The sequence below is a fragment of the Bradyrhizobium sp. Ec3.3 genome, assembly GCF_000472925.1.
Classification (GTDB): domain Bacteria; phylum Pseudomonadota; class Alphaproteobacteria; order Rhizobiales; family Xanthobacteraceae; genus Bradyrhizobium.
Window position 1 is genome coordinate 87493 of the sequence record NZ_AXAS01000024.1, and the last position, 21655, is coordinate 109147.

Annotated in this window: 19 protein-coding genes; 7 read left to right on the forward strand and 12 right to left on the reverse strand. The window is 62.9% G+C overall.

The features are described from left to right. Positions 1–35 precede the first annotated feature (35 nt). Complete coding sequence (locus tag YUU_RS0123470; RefSeq protein WP_027524608.1) at positions 36–1535, reverse strand: M81 family metallopeptidase; 1500 nt, start codon at positions 1533–1535, stop codon at positions 36–38. A gap of 173 nt (positions 1536–1708) precedes the next feature. Then, positions 1709–2926 (reverse strand): MFS transporter, encoded by a 1218-nt coding sequence (locus tag YUU_RS51455; RefSeq protein ID WP_198031810.1) that lies wholly within the window; start codon positions 2924–2926, stop codon positions 1709–1711. A gap of 102 nt (positions 2927–3028) precedes the next feature. Here YUU_RS51455 and YUU_RS0123480 point away from each other — a divergent pair, with 102 nt between their 5' ends. The 4 genes from YUU_RS0123480 (at position 3029) to YUU_RS51460 (ending at position 7369) form a co-directional block, all read left to right on the forward strand. Beyond that, the gene (locus YUU_RS0123480; protein ID WP_027524609.1) at positions 3029–3940 is read left to right on the forward strand and encodes a LysR family transcriptional regulator; all 912 of its coding nucleotides are present in this window, start codon (positions 3029–3031) and stop codon (positions 3938–3940) included. A 79-nt stretch (positions 3941–4019) separates the two neighbouring features. Further along, positions 4020–5237: an FAD-dependent oxidoreductase gene (locus tag YUU_RS0123485; protein WP_084801515.1), complete on the forward strand. Its 1218-nt coding sequence runs from the start codon at positions 4020–4022 to the stop codon at positions 5235–5237. Positions 5238–5420: 183 nt separating this feature from the next. Beyond that, positions 5421–6197, forward strand: a complete 777-nt coding sequence (locus tag YUU_RS0123490; protein ID WP_027524611.1) for an outer membrane protein — start codon at positions 5421–5423, stop codon at positions 6195–6197. 272 nt (positions 6198–6469) lie between these two features. After that, positions 6470–7369 carry an outer membrane protein gene (locus YUU_RS51460; RefSeq protein WP_198031811.1) on the forward strand — a complete coding sequence of 300 codons (900 nt, stop codon included), beginning with the start codon at positions 6470–6472 and terminating at the stop codon, positions 7367–7369. Between the two features lie 71 nt (positions 7370–7440). Here the strand turns inward: YUU_RS51460 and YUU_RS0123500 are convergent, their stop codons facing one another. The 8 genes from YUU_RS0123500 to parE form a co-directional block, all read right to left on the reverse strand. Continuing rightward, entirely contained in the window at positions 7441–8211 is a 771-nt protein-coding gene (locus YUU_RS0123500) for an SDR family NAD(P)-dependent oxidoreductase (RefSeq protein ID WP_027524612.1), read from the reverse strand. 30 nt (positions 8212–8241) lie between these two features. Next, positions 8242–8427 carry a hypothetical protein gene (locus YUU_RS0123505; protein ID WP_027524613.1) on the reverse strand — a complete coding sequence of 62 codons (186 nt, stop codon included), beginning with the start codon at positions 8425–8427 and terminating at the stop codon, positions 8242–8244. Positions 8428–8768: 341 nt separating this feature from the next. Continuing rightward, positions 8769–9548 carry an outer membrane protein gene (locus tag YUU_RS51465; protein WP_051389852.1) on the reverse strand — a complete coding sequence of 260 codons (780 nt, stop codon included), beginning with the start codon at positions 9546–9548 and terminating at the stop codon, positions 8769–8771. 524 nt (positions 9549–10072) lie between these two features. Next, on the reverse strand, positions 10073–10813 hold the full coding sequence (locus tag YUU_RS0123515; RefSeq protein ID WP_027524614.1) for an outer membrane protein: 741 nt from the start codon (positions 10811–10813) through the stop codon (positions 10073–10075). 415 nt (positions 10814–11228) lie between these two features. Next, entirely contained in the window at positions 11229–12029 is an 801-nt protein-coding gene (locus YUU_RS0123520; protein ID WP_027524615.1) for an outer membrane protein, read from the reverse strand. Between the two features lie 240 nt (positions 12030–12269). After that, a complete protein-coding gene (locus YUU_RS0123525) occupies positions 12270–13058 on the reverse strand; it encodes an outer membrane protein (RefSeq protein WP_027524616.1) in 789 nt (262 codons plus the stop codon). 243 nt (positions 13059–13301) lie between these two features. After that, complete coding sequence (locus YUU_RS0123530) at positions 13302–14087, reverse strand: outer membrane protein (protein ID WP_027524617.1); 786 nt, start codon at positions 14085–14087, stop codon at positions 13302–13304. Between the two features lie 244 nt (positions 14088–14331). Beyond that, complete coding sequence (parE, locus tag YUU_RS0123535; RefSeq protein ID WP_027524618.1) at positions 14332–16377, reverse strand: DNA topoisomerase IV subunit B; 2046 nt, start codon at positions 16375–16377, stop codon at positions 14332–14334. 275 nt (positions 16378–16652) lie between these two features. Here parE and YUU_RS0123540 point away from each other — a divergent pair, with 275 nt between their 5' ends. The 3 genes from YUU_RS0123540 (at position 16653) to argC (ending at position 19072) form a co-directional block, all read left to right on the forward strand. Next, entirely contained in the window at positions 16653–17183 is a 531-nt protein-coding gene (locus YUU_RS0123540) for a DedA family protein (RefSeq protein ID WP_027524619.1), read from the forward strand. A gap of 228 nt (positions 17184–17411) precedes the next feature. Next, entirely contained in the window at positions 17412–18092 is a 681-nt protein-coding gene (locus tag YUU_RS0123545) for an FMN-binding negative transcriptional regulator (protein ID WP_027524620.1), read from the forward strand. Continuing rightward, on the forward strand, positions 18089–19072 hold the full coding sequence (gene argC, locus YUU_RS0123550) for an N-acetyl-gamma-glutamyl-phosphate reductase (protein WP_027524621.1): 984 nt from the start codon (positions 18089–18091) through the stop codon (positions 19070–19072). The genes YUU_RS0123545 and argC overlap by 4 nt, the downstream gene beginning before the upstream one ends. 112 nt (positions 19073–19184) lie before the next feature. Here argC and YUU_RS0123555 read toward each other — a convergent pair whose 3' ends face one another. Next, positions 19185–19583, reverse strand: a complete 399-nt coding sequence (locus YUU_RS0123555; protein WP_027524622.1) for an MAPEG family protein — start codon at positions 19581–19583, stop codon at positions 19185–19187. Between the two features lie 65 nt (positions 19584–19648). Further along, complete coding sequence (locus YUU_RS0123560; protein WP_027524623.1) at positions 19649–21457, reverse strand: alpha/beta hydrolase; 1809 nt, start codon at positions 21455–21457, stop codon at positions 19649–19651. Between the last annotated feature and the right edge of the window lie 198 nt (positions 21458–21655).

Genomic DNA, 21655 nt, shown 5'->3' on the forward strand with positions numbered 1-21655 from the left:
CGCGCGTGTCGTTCTCTGCTGGCGTTCAGCCGACATCAATGGGCTCTTTCAGGAGCAAGCGGAAATACGCGACGGGTATCCAGCCGCTCATAGGGCAGGAGCCGCAGGTCGGCGACGCCGTGGTCCGGCGTATCCACGATCATGATTTCCTCCGCCAATCCCTCATAGAACGCACGGAAATGGGTCTTTGAACGAAGCACGATGATGTCGAAGTCTTCCGGACGCAACCCGAATACTCCGAATGCATCGCCGTCGACCGCGAATGCAAAAGCGCTGACGACACTCACCGACACGCCATCGACGTCAAGCAACGCCGTCATTCCCAGATCGACAGGCATGCCATGCATGTAGGAGCCCGTCACGCGGTACGATTTTGGGCCTGCCCACTGCACGCGCGCAGTGATGTCCAGCGTCGGCCCTGCCTTCTCGGAGCTGTGGCCGCCAAGCCTTAGGTTCACCAACGCACCAACCCCGGCCTCGAACGCCTTCTGCGCTGCGGCCGCATCCCAGAGAAAGGGCACGGCAGCCCGCGAGACGCCGCGCTTGAGCAGCTCCGCCAGCAGGTACGTTGAGTCGTTCATTCGGTCTGCGTGCTCGACCAGGACGTAGGGGCGCCCCTGCGTCCTGCGCGTCGTCAGGCCTGTGCACGCGCGCGAGACCGCTGACTCTGCGGTGTAGACTTCGAAGGGCCCGGAGAGTGCATGCCGCTCGCTCCAGATCCGTTCCGAAAGATGGTCAGCGATCGCCTGGGCGCGCGCGGGGTCGCCGTCGGTGACGCACAGCACCGAAAAGCCGGCATTGTGCGCGTCGGCATAGGAAAAGCCGGCCATCAGCGAAATGTCGGTGTAGCGCTCGCTGTCACGTTCGATGCGCTGGCCTTCCTCGATGAGATCCGCCAAGGGGCGCAGCGCAGTCGCGCTGAAGATCGACGGGACGAGCACGCCCGGCTTGGCGATCGCCCATGTTGGCGAAATCTCTCCACGCAGTGTGCGGAGCATGCAGATGGCGGCACGGCGTCCCGTGTCGCCCGTATCCGTATGCGGCGAGTTTCGATAGGCGAACGCCGCGGTCGCGTTTTGCAGCGTGTTTGCATCGATGTTGCCATGGTAGTCCAACGCGACGATCAAGGGCTTGTCTTGCCCCAGGGCGGCACGCACCGTGTCGATGATGAAGCGCTCGGGGTCCGGATACGAAGCCGTCCAGCACGCCCCGTGGAGGAAAAGCAGCACGCCGTCCAGGTCGGACAAGACGCGGACGCCCGAAGCCATCTCGTCCGCGTAGCGTCTGACGGCCTCATCGGTGGCCGGACCCACGGCGCCGAGGGCCGTGTGGACGAGCGGAGCCAACGCCACGCTCGCCTGTTCGCAGGCCTCGATGAAGCCGCCCATCACGGTGTTTGTGCCTCGGAGCTCTTCGACGATTTGATCCCCGCGCAGGGCCACCTGCTCGAAATCGTCCCAGGTCGAGACGGCCGGCAGGAAACTCACGGACTCAATATGGAATCCGGCGATAGCGATCCGAAATGGCTTGTGCATGCTGTGCCTGGGGCCGGAAGGGATTGGAGGCTCGTGGACCATAACGCTTCCCTAGGCCGAGACGACATGCCGGGCCATCAGGTGCCGCGGAATCGCAAAGATCAGCGCGGCCGCGGCGAACAGCGCGATCGCCAGCAGCGAGACGCCGGCCGTCATGCTGCCCGTAAGTTGGCTCAGGACGCCCAGGACGGCTGGACCGGCGAAGCCCGCGCTGGCCGCTCCGATATTGACCAGACCGGCGCCGCTGGCCGCGGCCGTTCCGGCAAGCACGCGTGAGGCAGGCTCCAGAACATGGCCAGCGTGCACTGGATGCCGGAGATGCCAATTGTCAGGCACAAGAGGGAGAGCGCCGGCGCGTCTCGCGTCGTCACACTCGCCACCAAGGCGGCGCCGCCAACGATCAGGGGCGCTGCGGTATGCCAGAGCCGCTCGCCGGTCTTCACTGAGTGGATCGAATTGAGCTGCATGGCACAGGCGGCGATCAGGTAGGGCAGTGCGGTCACGACGCCGATCTGGAAGTTCGTCAGCCCGCCGATCGACTTGATCATGCTCGGCATCCAGAAAACGAGGCCGTAATTGCCGAGGTTATAGAGAAACGACGTCGCGAACAAAATCCACAGCGTCGGCTCACGCAACGCTGGCCATAAGCTCGTTTGCTTGTCCTTGGATTCCTGAGCGAGTTCTCGCTGCACCAGGGCCTTCTCGTCGTGCGACAACCATGCGGCATCGTCCGGCCGCTCGACGATCGCCCTGATCGAGACGAGCCCGAGCAGGATCGCCGGGAGTCCTTCGAGCAGGAACATCCATTGCCAGCCTTTCAGGCCGTAGCCGCCATGGGTGACGTCCATGATCCATCCGGACAACGGACCGCCGAGGATCACGCCAAGGGGCAGGGCGAGGAAGAGCAAGGACATCACCTTGCTGAGCCTGAATGAGGGAAACCAGACACTGAAGAAGGCGATCACGGCGGGGAAGAAGGCTGCCTCCGTGATTCCGAGCAGGAACCGAAGCACGTAGAAGCTGGCTTCGTCCCGCGTCAGCAAGGTGGCCATGGAGACGAGCCCCCATGAGATCATCGACGCTGCGATGCACTTCCTCGGGCCGTAGAGCTGAACCAGGTAGCCGGCGGGCACCTGGAGCAGGAGATAGCCGATAAAGAACAGGCCTGCACCGAGGCCATAGGCGGCCTCGCTCAGACGCAAATCGTTGACCATGCCGAGCTTGGCGAAGCCGACGTTCACCCGATCCAGGTAGCCAAAGAAGTAGCAGACGAGGATGAGCGGCATGATGCGAAGCACGATCTTCCGGTAGATCGCATCCGCCTCGGCCACGTAGGCTGATGCAGTGGTGGCGATCGGCACGGGCGACGCTAGTTGCTGCTGGGTGGGCATCGATGCTACCTGTTCCCTTCGATCTGGCTAAACCCCAGGATCGTAGAAACCGCCGACTGCGAGGTCCAATGCGGGTTCGCTTGCGACTGATGAGACTCCCGCATGAAAGTCGAGAACGCTGAACTCGAAGCCTTCGTGATCGCGGCAGAGCTGCTGAATTTCCAACGTGCAGCCGAGAAGCTTCATCTGACCCAGCCCGGCCTGTCGCGCCGGATCCAGAAGCTGGAGCAGACGCTGGGTGTCGAACTGTTCAGCCGCACCACCAGGTCGGTGGTCCTCACCGGAGCTGGACGCCACTTCCTTCCGATGGCTCGCCAGCAGATCAACAACCTGAACGGGATGCTCGATTCAATTCGCGAGGTCGCCGAAAGGCGTTTCGGCAAGATTCGGGTGGCCAGCATTCCGACCGTGGTCTGCCAGGCCTTTCCGCCCCTGCTGAGGACCTTCACCGAGCGGCATCCGAACGTCGGCGTGCAGGTCTTTGACGGTAACCAGGACTTTGTCGTTCGCCAGGTCTTGTCGGGGTTGGCCGAATTCGGGGTCGGCGTGGATCCGGGGCCCGACCCCGATCTGACATTCGCACCGTTGCTAGCAGACCGCTTCGTCCTGGCCGTGCACAAGAACGACGCGCTGGTCGCTCGCCAGGAGGTCGCGCTGCAAGAGCTACAGGCGATGCCAAAGGTTCGGCTCATGATTGGCGGGCGCGACAGCGGCAACAGGCTCCTGCTGGAGGTCTTGCTCGGAAATGCTGCTCTGAAGCTGCGGTGGTTTTACGAAGTCGAACACGTCTCCTGCATCATCGAACTCCTGGAAGCGGGCGTCGGCTGCGCCATCTTGCCGGCAATGGCCCTACCGACACATCCCGGCTCGAATATCCGGTCAGTTCCCATCTCCGCTCCCGAGATCAAGCGGACTGTCGGCGTCATTCGCCACCGGTCCTTGAGCATCTCGCCGCTGGCCAGTGAGTTTCTCGATCTCGTCACTCGGCATCTTAGTGCCGAGCCTGCGCTATAATCATTGTTGCGCATCGAACCACCGCCGAGGACCGGATCATGAACGCTAACGGGCCAGAACCGCCAGCCGCACTCGCTCCATGAAAGTTCGCTGCTGCATCGTCGGCGGCGGACCCGCGGGCATGATGCTCGGCTATCTCCTGGGGCGCGCCGGCATCGACGTCGTGGTGCTGGAGAAGCACGCGGATTTCTTTCGCGATTTCCGTGGCGACACCGTGCATCCCTCGACGCTCCAGGTGATGGACGAGCTTGGCCTGATCGACGGCTTCCTGAAGTTGCCGCATCAGCGCTTGCAGACGCTCGACGGCATGTTCGGCGGCACGCCTGTGCGCATCGCCGATCTCCGCCGGCTCGACACCAAATACCCGTTCATCGCCTTCATGCCGCAATGGGACTTCTTGAATTTCTTGCGCGAGAGCGGTCAGCGTTTTCCCTCGCTCAAGGTGATGATGAGCACGGAGGCAACCGACTTGATCCGGCGCGGTGAGGCGATCGCTGGCGTGCGCGCGACGACGCCGAAGGGCCCGATCGACATCGAGGCGGATCTGACCATCGCCTGCGACGGCCGTCATTCGACGGTGCGCCAGCGCGCGGGCCTCGCGGTCGAGGAGATCGGCGCGCCGATGGACGTGTTGTGGTTTCGCGCCGGACGGCGGTCGAACGAAACCGAGAACGTGTTCGCACGCGTCGAGCCCGGCAAGATGATGATCACGTTCGACCGTGGCGAGTACTGGCAATGCGCCTATGTCATCGCCAAGGGGCAGTTTGACGCGGTGAAGGCGAGGGGGCTGCAAGCGCTGCTCGACGATGTCGTCCGCATGGCGCCGATCCTTTCATCCGGAATCTCCGACGTGAAGAGCTGGGACGACGTCAAGCTTCTCACCGTCGCGATCAACCGCCTCAGCCGCTGGACGCAGCCGGGCCTGCTCTGCATCGGCGATGCCGCGCATGCGATGTCGCCGGTCGGCGGCGTCGGCGTCAATCTCGCGGTCCAGGACGCGGTTGCGACCGCCAATCTGCTCGCGGACAAGATCAGGAACGGTTGCCCATCCGAAGCCGAACTCGACGCCGTGCGCCAGCGGCGTGCGTTTCCGGTGAGGATGACGCAGGCGATGCAGGTCGTCGTGCAGAACAATATCATCAGCGGTGCGCTCAGACCCGGCAATCAGCCCGTGAAGGCTCCGCTGATCGTGCGTCTCGTTACGGCGTGGCCGTGGCTCCAGAAGATTCCCGCACGGTTCGTCGCGCTCGGCGTGCGGCCCGAGCACGTGCATTCGCCGGTCGCGCGCGCATCGTGATCGCGTGATGATCTAATAGGGATAACATCGCGTTAAGTCAGCCTACGCACGTTGCGCACGTGCAACAGCGCGATTGGATTCCGAGGCGCGCGAAAGCCAATGGTGCGGCTTAACTTCGTTGATTCCAATTTTAGTAAGGACTGTCTGTGAGCGTGCAGCCCATCTGAGGACAAGGGGTGTACCATGCGTTCCAAGTTGATTGCCGCCTTCACCTGCACCAGCGCGCTCGTCGCAGCCGGTAGCGTTTCCGCCGCCGATCTCGCCGCGCGGCCCTACACGAAGGCTCCGGCCTATATCGAGCCGCTCTTCAACTGGACGGGCTTCTACGTCGGCGGCAACATCGGCGGCGCCTGGACCAATCAGCAGTGGATCAACAGTGCGAACACGACGCTGTTCGGCGATCTCTCGCCTGGCGAGGGCTTTCGCCAGCGCGGCTCCGGCCTCATCGGCGGTGCGCAGATCGGCTACAACTGGCAGGCCAGCAATTACGTGTTCGGTCTCGAAGGCACCATCTCCGGGCTCGACAACCACGGCACTGTCAACAACACAGTGTTCGGCGTCGGTCTGGACGATCAGTTCAGCTGGCGCACCAACGTGCTGGCGACGATCGTCGGTCGTGCGGGTTACGCCGTGCAGAACAACCTGTTCTACATCAAGGGCGGCTACGCTGGCGCCAACAATCGCCTCTCGGTGTCCGACACTGTCGGAGTTGCGACCGGCTCGGGCGGTCAGACTCATTGGGCCAGCGGCTGGACTGTCGGCGCCGGCTGGGAGTACGGCATTACCCGCAACTGGATCGTCGGTGTCGAGTACAACCACGCCGCCTTCACGAGCCAGACCTATCAGCTCGCCGGCACGGCCGCGGGAACCTACACCTTCGATGCCAAGCCGCGCGACATTCAGTGGGCGGTGGTGCGTGCGAGCTACAAGTTCGACTCGCCCGTCATCGCGCGCTACTGAGACTCAATCGCTTCGGCAATGAAACGAAAAGCCCCGGCATCGGCCGGGGCTTTTTGCTTTTGGCGCAACAGTTAGGGGCGAACTATTGACCTATCGCGGCCTATTTTACCGCTGATTTGTTGCTGAATGTTGCTGGCGCGCCACGACAGCTGAAAAAGCGAAACGAGACGAAGTGGCGCCCAGGGTTCCAACTCGTTTGATCATGTCAAGAAAGCTATCCTTTCTCCCGGAATTAAATTCGCTTTTTCATGAAATTTTTGCAGGGGGAATTAATGAAATACCGCCTGGGCTGGGCGCTTGCAGCGTCACTCTTCTCCGTAGGAATTATCGGGACTGCATCGGCGGCAGACATGGCCGTCAAGGCACCACCTCTTCCGGTTCCGGAAGTCTGGACATGGACCGGCTTCTATGTCGGTGGCAATCTCGGCGGCGCGTGGTCGGACAACAGGCTCGGCTATGACATGCCGTTCACGACACTTGGCAACATCTTCACGTTCTGTGGTTCACCCGCAGGCGTAGCCGCCCCTGTCCTCGTGGGCGCCAATCCCTTCGACCTCTCGACCAACTGCTCGCGTCCGAGCAGTTTCATTGGCGGTGCACAGATTGGCTACAACTGGCAGATGGGAACTTGGGTCGTCGGTATCGAGGGAGACGGTGCCTGGCAACAGCTCATCCAACATAGCTTTGTCCAGTTCGGGACCAACCGTGCGGTCGGAGCGCCCATGGGCACCGTCGCATCGGACACCGCCTATTTCCGCTCTGAGCAGGGTGCTCTCGGCACTGTCCGTGGACGTATCGGCTATACCGGCGGCAACTGGTTGCTCTACGCAACCGGCGGTCTCGCCGTCGGCGCGGTGAAACACTCGATGACGGAAGTCCTTGCCCCGGGCGTCGCTTGTCCGGTTGCCCCCTCGGCAACGTGTCGCACGGTCAGCGACGATACAACGCGCGTCGGTTGGACGGTGGGTGCAGGCGCCGAATGGCTGTTCGCGAGGAACTGGTCGGTCGGCGCCGAATACCTCTATGTCGACCTTGGCAGGACGACGCTCACGCTGGCGCCGGCTGGTGGCTTTTTCTTCAATACGAGTACCGCGCGATTTGACGACCGCGAGCACGTGGCACGGGTCAAGATCAACTATCATTTTGGTGGACCGGTGGTCGCCAGATACTGATACCGGCTTGCCCGATCCTCTGATGCAAAGCCCCGGCCTCAAGCCGGGGCTTTTTTACGCGCGCCGTGATCTCAAGCCATCACCGAGAAGCCGCCATCGACGGGGATCGCGGTGCCAGTGACGAAATCGGAGGCGGGTGAGGCCAGGAACACCGCGATGCCGGCGAAGTCGTCGATATTGCCCCAACGGCCCGCGGGCGTCCGCGCGAGCACGCGCTCGTGCAGCCCGGTCACCTGCTGACGTGCGCCGCGCGTGAGATCGGTGTCGATCCAGCCCGGCAGGATCGCGTTGACCTGGATGTTGTCGGCCGCCCAGGCGTTGGCGCAGGCGCGCGTGAACTGCACGATGCCACCCTTGCTTGCAGCATAGGCCGGCGCGAAGCTCGCGCCGAAGATCGACATCATCGAGCCGATATTGATCACCTTGCCGCGGCCGGATGCCTTCAGCGCGGGATAGGCCGCCTTCGAGCACACGAAGGCGCTGGTGAGGTTGGTGTCGATCACCTTGCTCCATTCCTCGAGCTCGAGCTCGTGCGGCGGCTTGCGGATGCTCATGCCGGCATTGTTGACGAGGATGTCGATGCGGCCGAGATCCTTTGCGACACCCGCGACCATCGCCTCGACCGCGGTCTTGTCGGTGACGTCGGTCGCGACCGCGATTGCCTTGATGCCACGCTGGCGGAGATCATCGACCGCCGCTTTCGACTTCGCTTCGTTGCGGCCGACCACGGCGATGTCGGCGCCGGCATCGGCCAGCCCGCGGGCCATGCCGAGCCCGATGCCGCCATTGCCTCCCGTGACGATCGCGACCTTGCCGCGGAGATCGAACCGGCTGGATGTCATGCTGTGATGTCCTTTTCTTGTTTGGTTTTTCTACTGGCTGCTTTCCCAGATCAGGACCAGGCCGAAACCGGCCATGGCTATGCCATAGCCGGCCCATTGCAGCTGGTTGACCATGAAGCTCGATCGCGGCCAGGGAAACGTGCCCGTGCCCTGTCCGATCCAGATCAGGCCCATGGCAGTCGCGAACAGGCCTGCGGTCAGCAGAAATCTGCGCATGCGTCCCTCCCATTGGTCTGCTTCTGTCGCGCTGCGGCATCGACGATGCCGGCGGTCGCGAAAGGCTTGGACCAGACTAGCCGCAGCTTTGGTGCGGAGACAATGGCAGCCGGGCTGCGGGCCGGGCGAGGAGTCCTTTCGGCGTCGCGCGGGCAGAGGCGAAGGCCTTTCGCAGCGCGCTCGGCGAGACGATCACGGATGCCGTTTCGGTGCGATCAAGACGCAGCTTCAGGACGCCTGCGGGGCACCGGCAAGCGTGCGGAATTGAATGCTGAAGGAAAAAGCCCCGGACGATGCCGGGGCTTTGAGTCTCGCATGAAGAGTGGATCAGTACTTCGCGACTACCGGCCACCCCAGTTGAAATGGTAGACCAGCGTGCTCCGGATCGTTTGAACGTATTTGTGAGAGTCGGTGTATCCAGCTGGGGTCGTGGTACCGAACGCGTAGTACGTGTCGCGCACTGTGCCAAAGTCCGAGAACCGATATTCGGTGTTCCACTTCAAGCCCGGAATCCAGCCCAGATCATATTCGAGACCGCTTCCGATGAACCAGCCATCCCGCCAGCCCGAATTCACACTAAAGAGCGGTGCCGTCGGAACCGGAAAAACGTTCCGGGTGAGATTGAAGCCGCTGAAGTGAGCCTGCGTGTAGCCACCGCTGAAGTAGGTGAGCAGGGTGGGCGAAACGAGCCAGCCGACGCGGGCGCCAACAGCCCAGGATTGGTCAAGCTTCTCGTCTCCGAAGTACGGCCAGGTACCGATCGAAGCGTTCCGAGTGCCGTGAATGTCGGCGAAGTCATAGTCCGCCAGTGCGCCGACAACCATGTTCCAGCTGCCAAGCGCAAACTGGTAATCGCAACCGCCGCCGACCGTCCCGAACGAGCCGCGCCCACCTGACGTTGCCCAAACGGCGGAGTCGGGGGTACCCGCCAAGGTGAACTCCCGGGTATTTTGGCTCAGCAAGCCGCCTCCACCGCCACCACCGATGTAGCAGCCGGTCCAGCTCGCAACTGGAGCAGCAGCCACCGGAGCTTTGGTGTAGGGCCGCGCACCCAGGTCGGCCGCCGAGGCGGAGCCGGTCATTGCGGCCAGTGCGGTGAGTGCAAACAGGTATTTCTTCATGCCAATCTCCCAACCTTCACGAGCGGCCTCGCGTCCCAAAACGTGCGGCCGGCGTGTTCGGCGCAAGATTGGGAATAATCTCCGCGCGTCTTGCCGTCTTGTTCTGTGGCGACGTTCGATTGGTCTGCGGCGAACTCATGGAAACATTGCGCGACAGGTGTTGCCGATAGAGCACCCGCCGGTGCAGCCAACGCCAATCGCATCAAGCGTTTTGCGATAATGTGGCGCGCAAAACCGCGTCTTGCCGCGCCGAGGCATCGGCGACTAGCGATCGACGCGCATGTTGGAGAGCGATCGGGGACGAGGAGGCCTTCGCGGCTTCCGCCTCCCACACCACTGCACGTACGGCTCCGTGTATGGCGGTTCGTCGGAGCTCAGTACTTGGCGACGACCATGCCGTTCGGGTTGGAACGGTAGACGGTCGATGCGCGCCGGCTCACCGTCAGTGCAGAGCAGCCCACAACGAAAAAGCCCCGGGCGATGCCGGGGCTTTTGATGCTTGGACCAGTTCAGTTCAGTGGCGACTAACGACCCCAGTTGAAGCGGTAGACGAGCTCGCTGCGCACGCTATGCTCGCGGAATTTGTTGGTCTGGGCGATTCCAGTCGGACCGACACCAACCTGGTCGATGCTGACATCCGCGCGGTCAAACTCCGAATAGCGATACTCGGTTTTCCAGAACAGGCCGGGGAGGAAGTTCAGCGCATATTCGTCACCGGTGCCAATGAACCAGCCACCTTTGGTGAAGCCATTGCTCGCAAGCGATGCGCCCAGGAAGTTGCCGTAGTCGGTCGACTTCCAGTGGGCCTGTGTGTAGCCGCCGGAGACATAGGTCAGGAGCTGGGGGAGAGCCAGGTAGCCGACGCGGCCGCCGACAGCCCATTGCGAATCCTGCTTCCGCGTTCCCACCAAGAAGCCGGCCGCCGAGGTGTCACCGGACACATCCATGAAGTCGTAGTCGCCGAACAGGCCGATCACGAAATTGCTGACTTGATAGTCGCAGCCTGCTCCCACGGTGCCGAACCAGCCACTCGCGCCAGCCGTCGAGTTTCCGAGCAGCGAAACGCCAGTCGTGGTGATGGACTCGCTGTGATCGTTCCTGGTGTAGGCGCCGCCACCGCCGCCGGCGACATAGCAGCCGGTCCAGTTGGCGACCGGGGCAGCAGCCACCGGAGCCTTGGTGTAGGGCCGCGCGCCGAGGTCGGCGGCCGAGGCGGAGCCGGTCATTGCGGCCACTGCGGTGAGTGCAAACAGGTACTTCTTCATTCCAATCTCCCAAGCCCTTCACGCGAGCGGCGTCGCGTCCCAAAACGTGCGGCCGGCGTGTTCGGCGCAAAATCGGGAATAATCTCCGCGCGTCTTGCCGTCTTGTTCTGTGGCGAATTTCGATTGGTCTGTAGCGAACTCACTGGATCATTGCGAACAGGTGTTGCCGATAAAGCACCCTGCTGTGCCGCCAACGCCAATCGCATCAAGCGTTTAGCGACAACCCGGCGCGCAAAACAACGTCTTGCCGCGCCGAGGCTTCGACGTCGAAGTCAAGTTCCGCTTGCTCGGTACTTGGTGCCGACCACGCCGTCCGAGTTGGAACTGTAGCCGGTTCACCGTCAGTGCGGAGTAGCCCCACAACGAAAAAGCCCCGGACGATGCCGGGGCTTTTGAACTCGGATCAGTACTTCGCTCAGTACTTGGCGACCACCGGGCCCGCCCAGTTGAAGCGGTAGACCAGCTCGCTGCGCACGCTGTGCTCGCGGAATTTCTGGGACTCGCCGTAGCCGGTAGCAGGGCCGCCGTACCCGGTATAGTCGATGGTGACATTGGCGCGATCGAACTCAGAATACCGGTACTCGGTCTTCCAGAACAGACCGGGCAGGAAGCTCGTCAGAGCATATTCGTCACCCGTGCCGATAAACCAGCCGCCCTTGGTTGCTCCGCCAAGAGTTGCCGTTCCACCCGCGAAGCTAAGTGAGGTGAGGGCCGTGCTCTTCCAATGCGCCTGCGTGTAGCCGCCCGACACGTAAGTCAGCAACTGCGGGAGAACGAGATATCCCACGCGGAGGCCGACGGCCCACTGCTGATCCTGCTTCTGGCTTCCAGTCGAGGTTGGGACGATGGTGCCGTCGATGCTGAGGTCGCCTCTAACATCCATGAAGTCGTAGTCCGCGAAGGCGCCGACCAGCCAGTTGGTGCCCGCGAATTGGTAGTCGCAGCCACCTTGGACGGTGCCGAACCAGCCGCGCGCGCCACTCGTTCTATTGGAATTGCTGCTAATCGGTACGCCGGTCGTGGCGTCGTAGGTTTCATTGTGATCGTTGTTGGTCATCGCGCCGCCGCCGCCGGCACCGACATAGCAGCCCGTCCAGTTGACGGCCGGAGCAACGGCCACCGGAGCCTTGGTGTAGGGCCGCGCCGCGAGGTCAGCTGCCGAGGCGGCGCCCGTCATTGCCGCGATCGCCGTGAAAGCAAACACAAACTTCTTCATTTCGAATTCCACCCCAGGAAGGGGGCGCGAGTGCCCCGGAATCGATTCAACCGACGGGTTCCTTATAAAGGGTTCCCTGGAAAATGCTGTTGCTGTTCCAACACAACAGCCGCGCGACTCCGCTGCCTGACGCGACGCGATAAGCTTCTGGCGTCAGCAGACGGTGTGTCCTGACGGGCTTGTCACAACGAAAAAGCCCCGGACGATGCCGGGGCTTTTGAACTCGGATCAGTACTTCGCTCAGTACTTGGCGACGACCGGGCCCGCCCAGTTGAAGCGGTAGACCAGCTCGCTGCGCACGCTGTGCTCGCGGAACTTCTCGGTCACCGAGCCGGCGGTCGTGCCACCGCCTGCCGCGGCAGCTACGTTGAGCGGCACGTTTACGCGATCAAACTCCGAATAACGATACTCCGTCTTCCAGAACAGGCCGGGCAGGAAGCTGGTCAGCGCATATTCGTCGCCGGTGCCGATGAACCAGCCCCCCTTGGTACCGCCGGGCACCGTGAAGGTCGCCCCGATGCCTCCCAGCGGGAAGCTCAGATCCGTGTCTTTCCAATGGGCCTGGGTGTAGCCGCCCGAGACATAGGTCAGCAACTGCGGCAGAACCAGGTAACCGACGCGAGCGCCCACCGCCCACTGCCAATCCTGCTTCTGCGAGCCCGTGAACGGGCCGACGGCCGGCACGTTGATATCGCCCCTGACATCCATGAAGTCATAGTCGGCGAAGGCACCGACCAGCCAGTTGCCAGCGAACTGATAGTCACAACCACCCTGAACCGTAGCGAGCCAGCCGCGTGCGCCAGTCGTAGTGTTTTGATCGACGGCAGCACCAGTAGCAGTGAGGAAGGTGTTATGGTCGTTGTTGGTCATGGCCCCGCCACCGCCAGCAGCGATGTAGCAGCCAGTCCAGCTCGGCACCGGAGCAACGGCCACCGGAGCCTTGGTGTAGGGCCGCGCGGCCAGGTCAGCGGCCGAGGCTGCGCCCGTCATTGCCGCGACCGCCGTCAGAGCGAGCACAATCTTTTTCATATCCAAATCCCCAACCAAGTAGCAGGCGCGAGCGCACTGATTCCGTTCAACTGATGCCTGAGCTTATAGACAGTTCCGGCCGGAAAGCTGTTGCTGCCGAGACACAATTGCCGGGAAACGATGTCGCAGGGGGATACGCCCTTGGCGCGTTGCGCCGCGATTGAGGGGCGGCGCCGATCGGGAGGCAAGAACGAAAAAGCCCCGGGCGATGCCGGGGCTTTTGAACTCAGATCAGCACTTCGCTCAGTACTTGGCGACGACCGGGCCGCCCCAGTTGAAGCGGTAGACCAGCTCGCTGCGCACGCTGTGTTCGCGGAACTTCTCGGTCATCGAGACGCCGGTCGCGCCACCGCCAACTGCAGCAGAGAAGTTAACCGGCACGTTCACACGGTCAAACTCCGAATAGCGATACTCTGTCTTCCAGAACAGGCCGGGCAGGAAGCTGGTCAGCGCATATTCGTCGCCGGCTCCGATGAACCAGCCACCCTTGGTGCCGCCGGGCACAGTGAAGGTCGACCCGAAGCCTGCAATCGGGAAGCTCAGATCCGTGTCCTTCCAATGGGCCTGGGTGTAGCCACCCGAGACGTAGGTCAGCAACTGCGGCAGGATCAGGTAACCGACGCGAGCGCCGACTGCCCACTGCCAATCCTGCTTCTGCGAGCCGACGAACCCGCCAAGCCCCGACGGGGCGAGATCGCCGTGGACATCCATGAAGTCATAGTCGGCGAAGGCGCCGACAACCCAGTTCTGGAACTGGTAATCGCAGCCGCCCTGCACGGTGCCGAACCAGCCACGCGCGCCGCTGGTGGCGTTGTTGGTGAGAGCAACGCCCGTCAGGGGATCGAAGAGGTTGTTGTCGTTGTTGGTCATGGCGGCGCCACCGCCGGCGCCGAGATAGCAGCCCGTCCAGCTCGGAAGCGGAGCCGCAACCACCGGAGCCTTGGTGTAGGGCCGCGCAGCCAGGTCAGCCGCTGAGGCCACGCCCGTCATCGCCACGACCGCCGTCAGAGCGAGTACAACCTTTTTCATATTTACATCCCCAACCTTTGGTCTGAGCACCGAGCGCAAGCGCCGCGAATTCTGTCGCCTGATACAGACTATAGTCGTTCCCAGCTAAAAAGCTGTTGCAGCGCAGGCACAGTCACCGGAAAATAATCCGCACTTCTACGGACGACGACCTCTGGTTGCGCGAGTCGCGTCAAAAATTCCACCGCGTTTATAAGGCGTTGGCGCTGGAAATGGGTAGGACTCTTGCGCCAAACAGGAATAGGACTCAGACGTCCAGCAGGTCCTCGCTGGCGAATTCGGCCTTGTCCGAAATGAAGGCAAATCGTGCCTCCGCCTTGGTGCCCATGAGTCGTTCCACCGAATCGGCCGTGGTGTCGCGATCGTCGGCAAGCAGGACCACCTTGAGGAGCGTCCTCCGCGCCGGATCCATGGTGGTTTCCTTGAGCTGCGCCGGCATCATCTCGCCGAGGCCTTTGAAGCGGTTCACCTCGACCTTGGCGTTGGCGTTGAACTCGCTCTTGAGCAGCGCCTCCTTGTGCGCGTCGTCGCGGGCGTAGACCGATTTGGAACCGTGCGTCAGCTTGTAGAGCGGCGGCACCGCCAGGAAGAGGTGGCCTTCGTCGATCAGCCGCGGCATCTGCCGGTAGAAGAAGGTGATCAGCAGCGAAGCGATATGGGCGCCGTCGACGTCGGCGTCGGTCATGATGATGATGCGCTGATAGCGCAGATCCTCTTCGCGATATTGCGCGAGCGTGCCGGAGCCGATCGCCTGCACGAGGTCGGAGAGCTGGGCGTTTGCCGTCAGCTTGTCCTTGCCGGCAGAGGCGACGTTCAGGATCTTGCCGCGCAGCGGCAGCACGGCCTGAGTCTTGCGATCGCGCGCCTGCTTGGCGCTGCCGCCGGCCGAGTCGCCCTCGACGATGAAAAGCTCGGAGCCTTCCGTTCCCGCGTCGGTGCAGTCGGCGAGCTTGCCGGGCAGGCGCAGCTTCTTGCCGGCGGTCTTGCGCGCGGTCTCCTTTTCCTGGCGGCGGCGCAGTCGCTCTTCGGCGCGATCGATCACGAAGTCGAGCAGCCTGTTGGCCTGGTTCGGATTGCCCGAGAGCCAGTGATCGAACGGGTCCTTCATCGCCTGCTCGACGATGCGCTGTGCTTCAGCGGTGGCGAGACGATCCTTGGTCTGGCCCTGGAATTCAGGCTCGCGCACGAACACCGAGAGCATCACGGCCGCGCCCACCATCACGTCTTCCGAGGTGACGGAGGCCGCGCGCTTGCCCTGGCCGACGCGCTCGGCGTGGTCCTTCAGGCCGCGCAGCAGCGCGCTGCGCAAGCCGGATTCATGCGTTCCGCCATCGGGCGTCGGCACGGTGTTGGTGTAGGAGGACAGGAAGCCGTCGGCGTCCGCAGTCCACGCCACAGCCCATTCGCAGGCGCCGTGCGCGCCGTTGCGGCCCGACTTGCCGGAGAAGATGTCGGGGTGCACCAACGTGTCGGCATGGATCGCGGCGGCGAGATAATCCTTCAACCCGCCGGGGAAGTGGAACGTCGCTTCCGCCGGCACGTCCTCGACGCCCTTCAAGAGCTCGGGCGCACAATTCCAGCGGATCTCGACGCCGCCGAACAGATAGGCCTTCGAGCGCGTCATCTTGAACAGGCGCTGCGGCTTGAACGCCGCCTTGGCGCCGAAGATGTCGGTGTCGGGCTTGAAACGCACGCGCGTGCCGCGGCGATTGTTGATCTTGCCGAGGTCCTCGAGCTTGCCCTTCGGATGGCCGCGCTCGAACGTCATGCGATAGAGTTTCTGGCTGCGCGCGACCTCGACCTCGAGAAGGGAGGAGAGGGCATTGACGACTGAGATGCCGACGCCGTGCAAACCACCCGAAGTCTCATAGACCTTGGAGTCGAACTTGCCGCCCGAATGCAACGTGCACATGATGACTTCGAGCGCCGACTTCTTCGGGAATTTCGGATGCGGGTCGACAGGGATGCCGCGGCCGTTGTCGGTGACGGTGAGAAAGCCGTCCGCGCTCAGGTCGACCTCGATGAAGGTCGCGTGCCCGGCAAGCGCCTCGTCCATCGAGTTGTCGATGACTTCGGCGAAGAGGTGATGCAGCGCCTTCTCGTCAGTGCCGCCGATATACATGCCGGGACGGCGCCGGACGGGTTCCAGACCCTCCAGCACCTCGATATCGGCCGCGGTGTAATCGGCCTCGCCGCCACTCGCACGCGAAGCCGCCTTGGCCGGTGCGCGCGGCTTAGGCTCGTCGCCGCCGAAGAGATCGCCTTTTGCTTTGGTTTTCAATTGCTTGGACATATATCTTGATGGGTTTTGAGGGCCGCGGAGGCGGCGAATCGGTTAGGCCGACTATGCCACGGCTGGCCTGAAAAAGTGACCGTCGGACCGGTCGCCGGTGTCGTTGCGGGCCAATCCCGGCGATTTTACGCCGCCTCGGCCCATTGTTCCCGGCAATTTGACATCGTGGCATGTATTGAGCCGGTCTTTGTGACTTGATGTCACGCAACGCCTTGGCTTACCAGTCCTTTTCACGATCCAGGACGCGAGGCGGGGCGGGGAAGGCATTTTTGGCAATGGAGCAGTATGCGCACGCACTGGCCGACTTCGTGCGCGTTCACCAGGTCTGGGCAGCACCGATCGTGTTCCTTCTGGCATTCGGTGAATCGCTCGCCTTCATCTCGCTCCTGGTCCCGGCCTGGGGCGCGCTGGTTGCGATCGGCGCCCTGATCGGGGTGAGCGGCATCAGCTTCTATCCGGTCTGGATTGCGGGTGCGATCGGGGCTGCGCTTGGCGACTGGGTCTCCTACTGGTTCGGCTTCCGCTACAAGGAGCAGGTCGCGCAGATGTGGCCGTTGTCGCGCTATCCGGAAATCCTGCCGCGCGGCGAGGCGTTCGTGCGGAGCTGGGGCGTGCCGAGCATCTTCATCGGCCGCTTCTTCGGCCCCTTGCGCGCCTCCGTACCGCTCGCCGCCGGCATTTTCGAGATGCCGTATTGGAGCTTTCAGGCCGCCAACTTCATCTCGGCGCTGGTCTGGGCGGCGGCGCTGTTGCTGTTCGGTGATGTGATGGCCAAGATCATGGAGTGGATCTTGCGCCTGGTGTGACAGTGTCAAACCTTGACGCCGGAACCACATGGCCTTATAGCCGCGCGCCATGATCAACGCCGCGACCATTCTGTTCGCCCGTCGCCGCCGCCGCACTTTAGCGGTTTGGGCGGTCGATCGCGTTTGAGATCATCGTCTTTGCCGCTGGATCCGATCCGCGGCATTCTCTCTCCTGTCAGCGCGATCTGATCCGGCGGCCCCCACAAGGAGCCCCAGCAGGAGACCACGATGTACACACCGCCCTTTTTCAAGCAGGACCGCGCCGCGAGCCTCAAGCTTGCGGACGAGCGCGGCTTCGGCACCTTCTGCGCGTGGGACGGCACCAGGCCGATCGCGTCGCAACTGCCGTTCTATGTGAGCTACGCCGCCGACGGCACGCCGCAGGTCGCCTTCCATGTTGCCCGTCACAATCCGCTGGTAAAGCTCGGGGACGGATCGACGTCCTGGCTGCTCGCGATCAATGGTCCGGATGCCTATGTATCGCCGGACTGGTACGTCTCGCCGGACCAGGTGCCGACCTGGCTCTATCAGTCGGTCCATCTGACCGGGCCGGTGCGCGTCTTGTCGGACGCGGAGCTCAGCGTCCAGATCGACACGCTCAGCGCCAAGTTCGAGGACTGGCTGCTGCCGAAGAAGCCCTGGACCTCGGCGAAGATGACGGCGGGTCGGTTCGAGACGATGAAGAGGGCGATCGTGGGGCTGGTCATGACGGTTGAAGAGGTCGAAGGCAGCTTCAAGCTCAACCAGCACAAGTCCGAAGCCGACTTTGCTGCGGTCGTCATCGCGCTCGACAATGGCGATGCCGACGCGAAAGCAATTTCACGATTGATGCGGCAGACGCGGCCGCAAATCTTCGCTGATCAAGCCGTTGCAGATGACACGAACAAGCTCGAAAGGAGCGCGACATGAGCCTCGCTGAGACCAAACAAGCCCCTGACGTCGGCGCTGCAACCAAGAAGCCGGTCGTCTTCGTCGACGGCGGCTCCGGCACGACCGGTCTTGGCATCAACGAGCGGCTCAAGCTGCAAGGTGATGTCGCGGTGAAGACGATCGCCGACGACAAGCGCAAGGATCCCGCGGCCAAGAAGGCGCTGATGGAGGAGGTCGACCTCGTCATCCTCTGCCTGCCCGACGACGCCGCCAAGGAGACGGTCGCACTCGTCGACAGCATGGGTGCCGCGGCGCCGAAAGTGCTGGACGCTTCGACCGCGTACCGCGTCGCGCCCGACTGGGCCTACGGCTTTCCCGAGCTGACGCCCGATCAGGCCGGCAAGATCAAAGCGGCGAAAAAAGTCTCCAATCCCGGCTGCTATCCCACCGGCGCGATCGCGCTGCTGCGGCCGATCGTCGATGCCGGCCTCTTGCCGCAGGACTATCCCGTCACCGTCAACGCGGTGAGCGGCTATTCCGGCGGCGGCAAGTCGATGATCGCGAGCTTTGAAGACGGCAGCGCGCCGTCCTTCGAGCTCTACGGCCTCGGCTTCGAGCACAAGCATCTGCCGGAGATGCAGCTCTATTCGAACCTTACGCGGCGGCCGATCTTCATTCCATCCGTCGGCAACTACCGGCAGGGCATGCTGGTCTCGGTGCCGCTCCAGCTCGACACGCTGCCGGGCAAGCCAGGCGGCGCCGATCTGCAAGCTGCACTCGCCAAGCGCTACGTCGGTTCAAAGTACGTCTCGGTGATGCCGCTCCAGAACGAGGCGACCAAGGGCGGCCGGCTCGAGCCGGAGGCGCTCAACGAAACCAACATGATCGAGCTCTACGTCTTCGCCAGCGACAAGTATCACCAGGCGGTGCTGGTCGCGCGCCTGGACAATCTCGGCAAGGGCGCCTCGGGCGCCGCCGTGCAGAACCTGCGGCTGATGCTGGGATTGCCGGAGGACTAGCCGAGGGTTTCTCCGTCATTGCGAGCGAAGCGAAGCAATCCAGAAATGTCCCCGCGGAAGCGGTCTGGATTGCTTCGTCGCTTCGCTCCTCGCAATGACGAGGAAGAGAGCGTCAGAGCACCTGGAAGATCGCCAGCGCCAGCACGGCCTGGGCGAGGAAGCCGACGGTGAAGGCGAGGGTGCGGAACACCGGCAGGCCGAGCGCGTAGACGATCAGGTGCGCGACGCGGGCCCAGAAATAGACGGCGCAGGCGAGCACAGTCCATTTGCTGGAATAGTCGATCGCATTCAGGATCAGCACCAGCGGCGCGAAGATCACGAGGTTCTCGACCGCATTGTCATGCGCGAACATCAGCCGGTTCGCCCATTCGGCGTGCGGCTTGTCGTTACGCGACGGGTTGGCCATCGCGCCCGAGAGGCCGCGGACCTGGCAGCGGTTGATGATGTAGGGGATCCAGAGGATGCCGGTCAGGATCACCGTCAAAGTCAGCCAGAACAATTCGCGCGTCATAGTCCGATCCCCACTTTATTCACCGTGCTGAAGAGGGAGCTTATACAAAAGCGCGGGAGATTCCGCTACGCGCGAACGCGGACGTAGCTGCCGGGTGCGTCCTCGATCGGCGGCACCGCCGCGCTGCCAACGGTGCGCGCCGGGACCTCCTCGGGGTCGAGCCCGCCCAGCCATTCGCGCCAGTCCGGCCACCACGAGCCCTTGTGCTCCTCTGCGCCCTTCATCCACTGCGTAACGTTGACGTCCCTGATGTTGTCGTTGGTCCAGTACTGGTACTTGTTCGAGGCCGGCGGGTTGACGACGCCTGCAATGTGGCCCGAGCCCGACAGCACGTATTTCACCGGACCGCCGAAGAACTGCGAGCCGTAGAGCACGGATTCGGCCGGCGCGATGTGGTCCTCGCGAGTGGCGAGATTGTAGACGGGCACCTTGACCTTGGAGAGATCGAGCAGCGTGTTGTCGAGCACCAGGCTGCCTGTCGACAGCCGGTTCTCCAGGTAGCAGTTGCGCAAGTAATAGGAATGGTTCGCCGCCGTCATGCGGGTTGCGTCCGAATTCCAGTGCAAGAGGTCGAACGCGCTCGGCTGCTGGCCCTTCAGATAGTTGCTGACGACATAGGACCAGATCAGGTCGTTGGAGCGCAGCATGTTGAAGGCCATCGCCATCTTGGAGCCTTCGAGCACGCCGGCGGCCTTCATGTCGTGCTCGAGTGCCGAGATCTGCTCCTCGTCGACGAACACGAGGAGATCGCCGGCATGGGTGAAGTCGACCTGCGCGGCGAAGAACGTCGCCGAAGCGACGCGCTGGCGGCGCTTCTCGGCAAGCCAGGCCAGCGTGGTCGCGAGCATCGTGCCGCCGACGCAATAGCCGGCGGTGTGCACCTTCATCTCGCCGGTCGCCTGCTCGATCACGTCCATCGCCGTGAGCGGGCCTTCCTTCATGTAGTCTTCCCAGCTCTTGTTGCCGAGCCGCTTGTCCGGGTTGACCCAGGAGATCACGAACACGGTGATGCCCTGGTCGACGCACCATTTGATGTAGGATTTGTCCGGCTTGAGATCGAGAATGTAGAACTTGTTGATCCAGGGCGGCACGATCAGGAGCGGCGTGCGCAGCACCTTCTCGGTGGTCGGCTCATACTGGATGAGCTGCATCATCTCGTTCTGGTAGATCACCTTGCCGGGCGTCGTCGCCATGTTGACGCCGAGCTCGAGATTGTCCGGATTGGATTGGCGGATCTTCAGCATGCCCTTGCCGGCCGCGATGTCCTCGGCCAGCATTTGCAGGCCCTTGGCCAGATTGTCGCCGGAGCTTGCGACTGTCTGGCGGAGCACCTCCGGATTGGTCAGCACGAAATTCGACGGCGACAGCGCGTTGGTGACCTGCTGCACGTAAAACTCCGCCTTGCGGCGGGTGTGCGGATCGAGCCCTTGCGCGTCGTTCACCAGCTCCTGCGCGCGCTTGGTGGTGAGCAGATAGAGCTGCATCATGAAATCGAAGAACTGGTTCGATTTCCATTCGGGATCGGCGAAGCGCTTGTCACGTGGCGAGGGCGCGATCGCGGGCGGCGCGTCCTCGCCGGCCATGCGGCGGGCCGCCGAGCCCCAGAGGTCGAGATAATCCTTGGCGAGCCGCGTCTGGAGCTCCGAGGAGCGCGCATTGTCCGACAGCCAATATTCCGCGACCGCGGTGAAGGTCTTGACCATCTCGGTGAGCTCGGGCGGCGGCCGGTCCTGGACCTCGCCGGTCTCGCGCGGCTTCAGGTAAGCGGCGAGCGCCTTGCCTCCGCTTTCCATGGCCCGCGCGACGTTCATCGCGAAGGCTTCCGAATCGAACTTCTTCTCGGATGTGGTCGTGTCGGTCGTGACGATACTCATGGCAAGAACAGTAACGATTCATTGCGCGTTCGTCACCGCGAAGCTCGTACCATCTACGGTTAATCGCCCGCGAACATGTGCTGCACTGCGATATAGTTCTTGGTTCTGTCACAATCAGGGTTCACCAACGGCGCAGGGGTCTTGTTTAGTAAGCGTCTTGGATGTGGTCGGCTCACGCCATTGAGGGCAGCAATGGTT

Bases quoted from the DNA above. Each gene is read 5' to 3' on its own strand.
- YUU_RS0123470 (WP_027524608.1), bottom strand. From the start codon at position 1,535: ATGCACAAGCCATTTCGGATCGCTATCGCCGGATTCCATATTGAGTCC.
- YUU_RS51455 (WP_198031810.1), bottom strand. From the start codon at position 2,926: ATGCCCACCCAGCAGCAACTAGCGTCGCCCGTGCCGATCGCCACCACT.
- YUU_RS0123480 (WP_027524609.1), top strand. From the start codon at position 3,029: ATGAAAGTCGAGAACGCTGAACTCGAAGCCTTCGTGATCGCGGCAGAG.
- YUU_RS0123485 (WP_084801515.1), top strand. From the start codon at position 4,020: ATGAAAGTTCGCTGCTGCATCGTCGGCGGCGGACCCGCGGGCATGATG.
- YUU_RS0123490 (WP_027524611.1), top strand. From the start codon at position 5,421: ATGCGTTCCAAGTTGATTGCCGCCTTCACCTGCACCAGCGCGCTCGTC.
- YUU_RS51460 (WP_198031811.1), top strand. From the start codon at position 6,470: ATGAAATACCGCCTGGGCTGGGCGCTTGCAGCGTCACTCTTCTCCGTA.
- YUU_RS0123500 (WP_027524612.1), bottom strand. From the start codon at position 8,211: ATGACATCCAGCCGGTTCGATCTCCGCGGCAAGGTCGCGATCGTCACG.
- YUU_RS0123505 (WP_027524613.1), bottom strand. From the start codon at position 8,427: ATGCGCAGATTTCTGCTGACCGCAGGCCTGTTCGCGACTGCCATGGGC.
- YUU_RS51465 (WP_051389852.1), bottom strand. From the start codon at position 9,548: ATGAAGAAATACCTGTTTGCACTCACCGCACTGGCCGCAATGACCGGC.
- YUU_RS0123515 (WP_027524614.1), bottom strand. From the start codon at position 10,813: ATGAAGAAGTACCTGTTTGCACTCACCGCAGTGGCCGCAATGACCGGC.
- YUU_RS0123520 (WP_027524615.1), bottom strand. From the start codon at position 12,029: ATGAAGAAGTTTGTGTTTGCTTTCACGGCGATCGCGGCAATGACGGGC.
- YUU_RS0123525 (WP_027524616.1), bottom strand. From the start codon at position 13,058: ATGAAAAAGATTGTGCTCGCTCTGACGGCGGTCGCGGCAATGACGGGC.
- YUU_RS0123530 (WP_027524617.1), bottom strand. From the start codon at position 14,087: ATGAAAAAGGTTGTACTCGCTCTGACGGCGGTCGTGGCGATGACGGGC.
- parE (WP_027524618.1), bottom strand. From the start codon at position 16,377: ATGTCCAAGCAATTGAAAACCAAAGCAAAAGGCGATCTCTTCGGCGGC.
- YUU_RS0123540 (WP_027524619.1), top strand. From the start codon at position 16,653: ATGGAGCAGTATGCGCACGCACTGGCCGACTTCGTGCGCGTTCACCAG.
- YUU_RS0123545 (WP_027524620.1), top strand. From the start codon at position 17,412: ATGTACACACCGCCCTTTTTCAAGCAGGACCGCGCCGCGAGCCTCAAG.
- argC (WP_027524621.1), top strand. From the start codon at position 18,089: ATGAGCCTCGCTGAGACCAAACAAGCCCCTGACGTCGGCGCTGCAACC.
- YUU_RS0123555 (WP_027524622.1), bottom strand. From the start codon at position 19,583: ATGACGCGCGAATTGTTCTGGCTGACTTTGACGGTGATCCTGACCGGC.
- YUU_RS0123560 (WP_027524623.1), bottom strand. From the start codon at position 21,457: ATGAGTATCGTCACGACCGACACGACCACATCCGAGAAGAAGTTCGAT.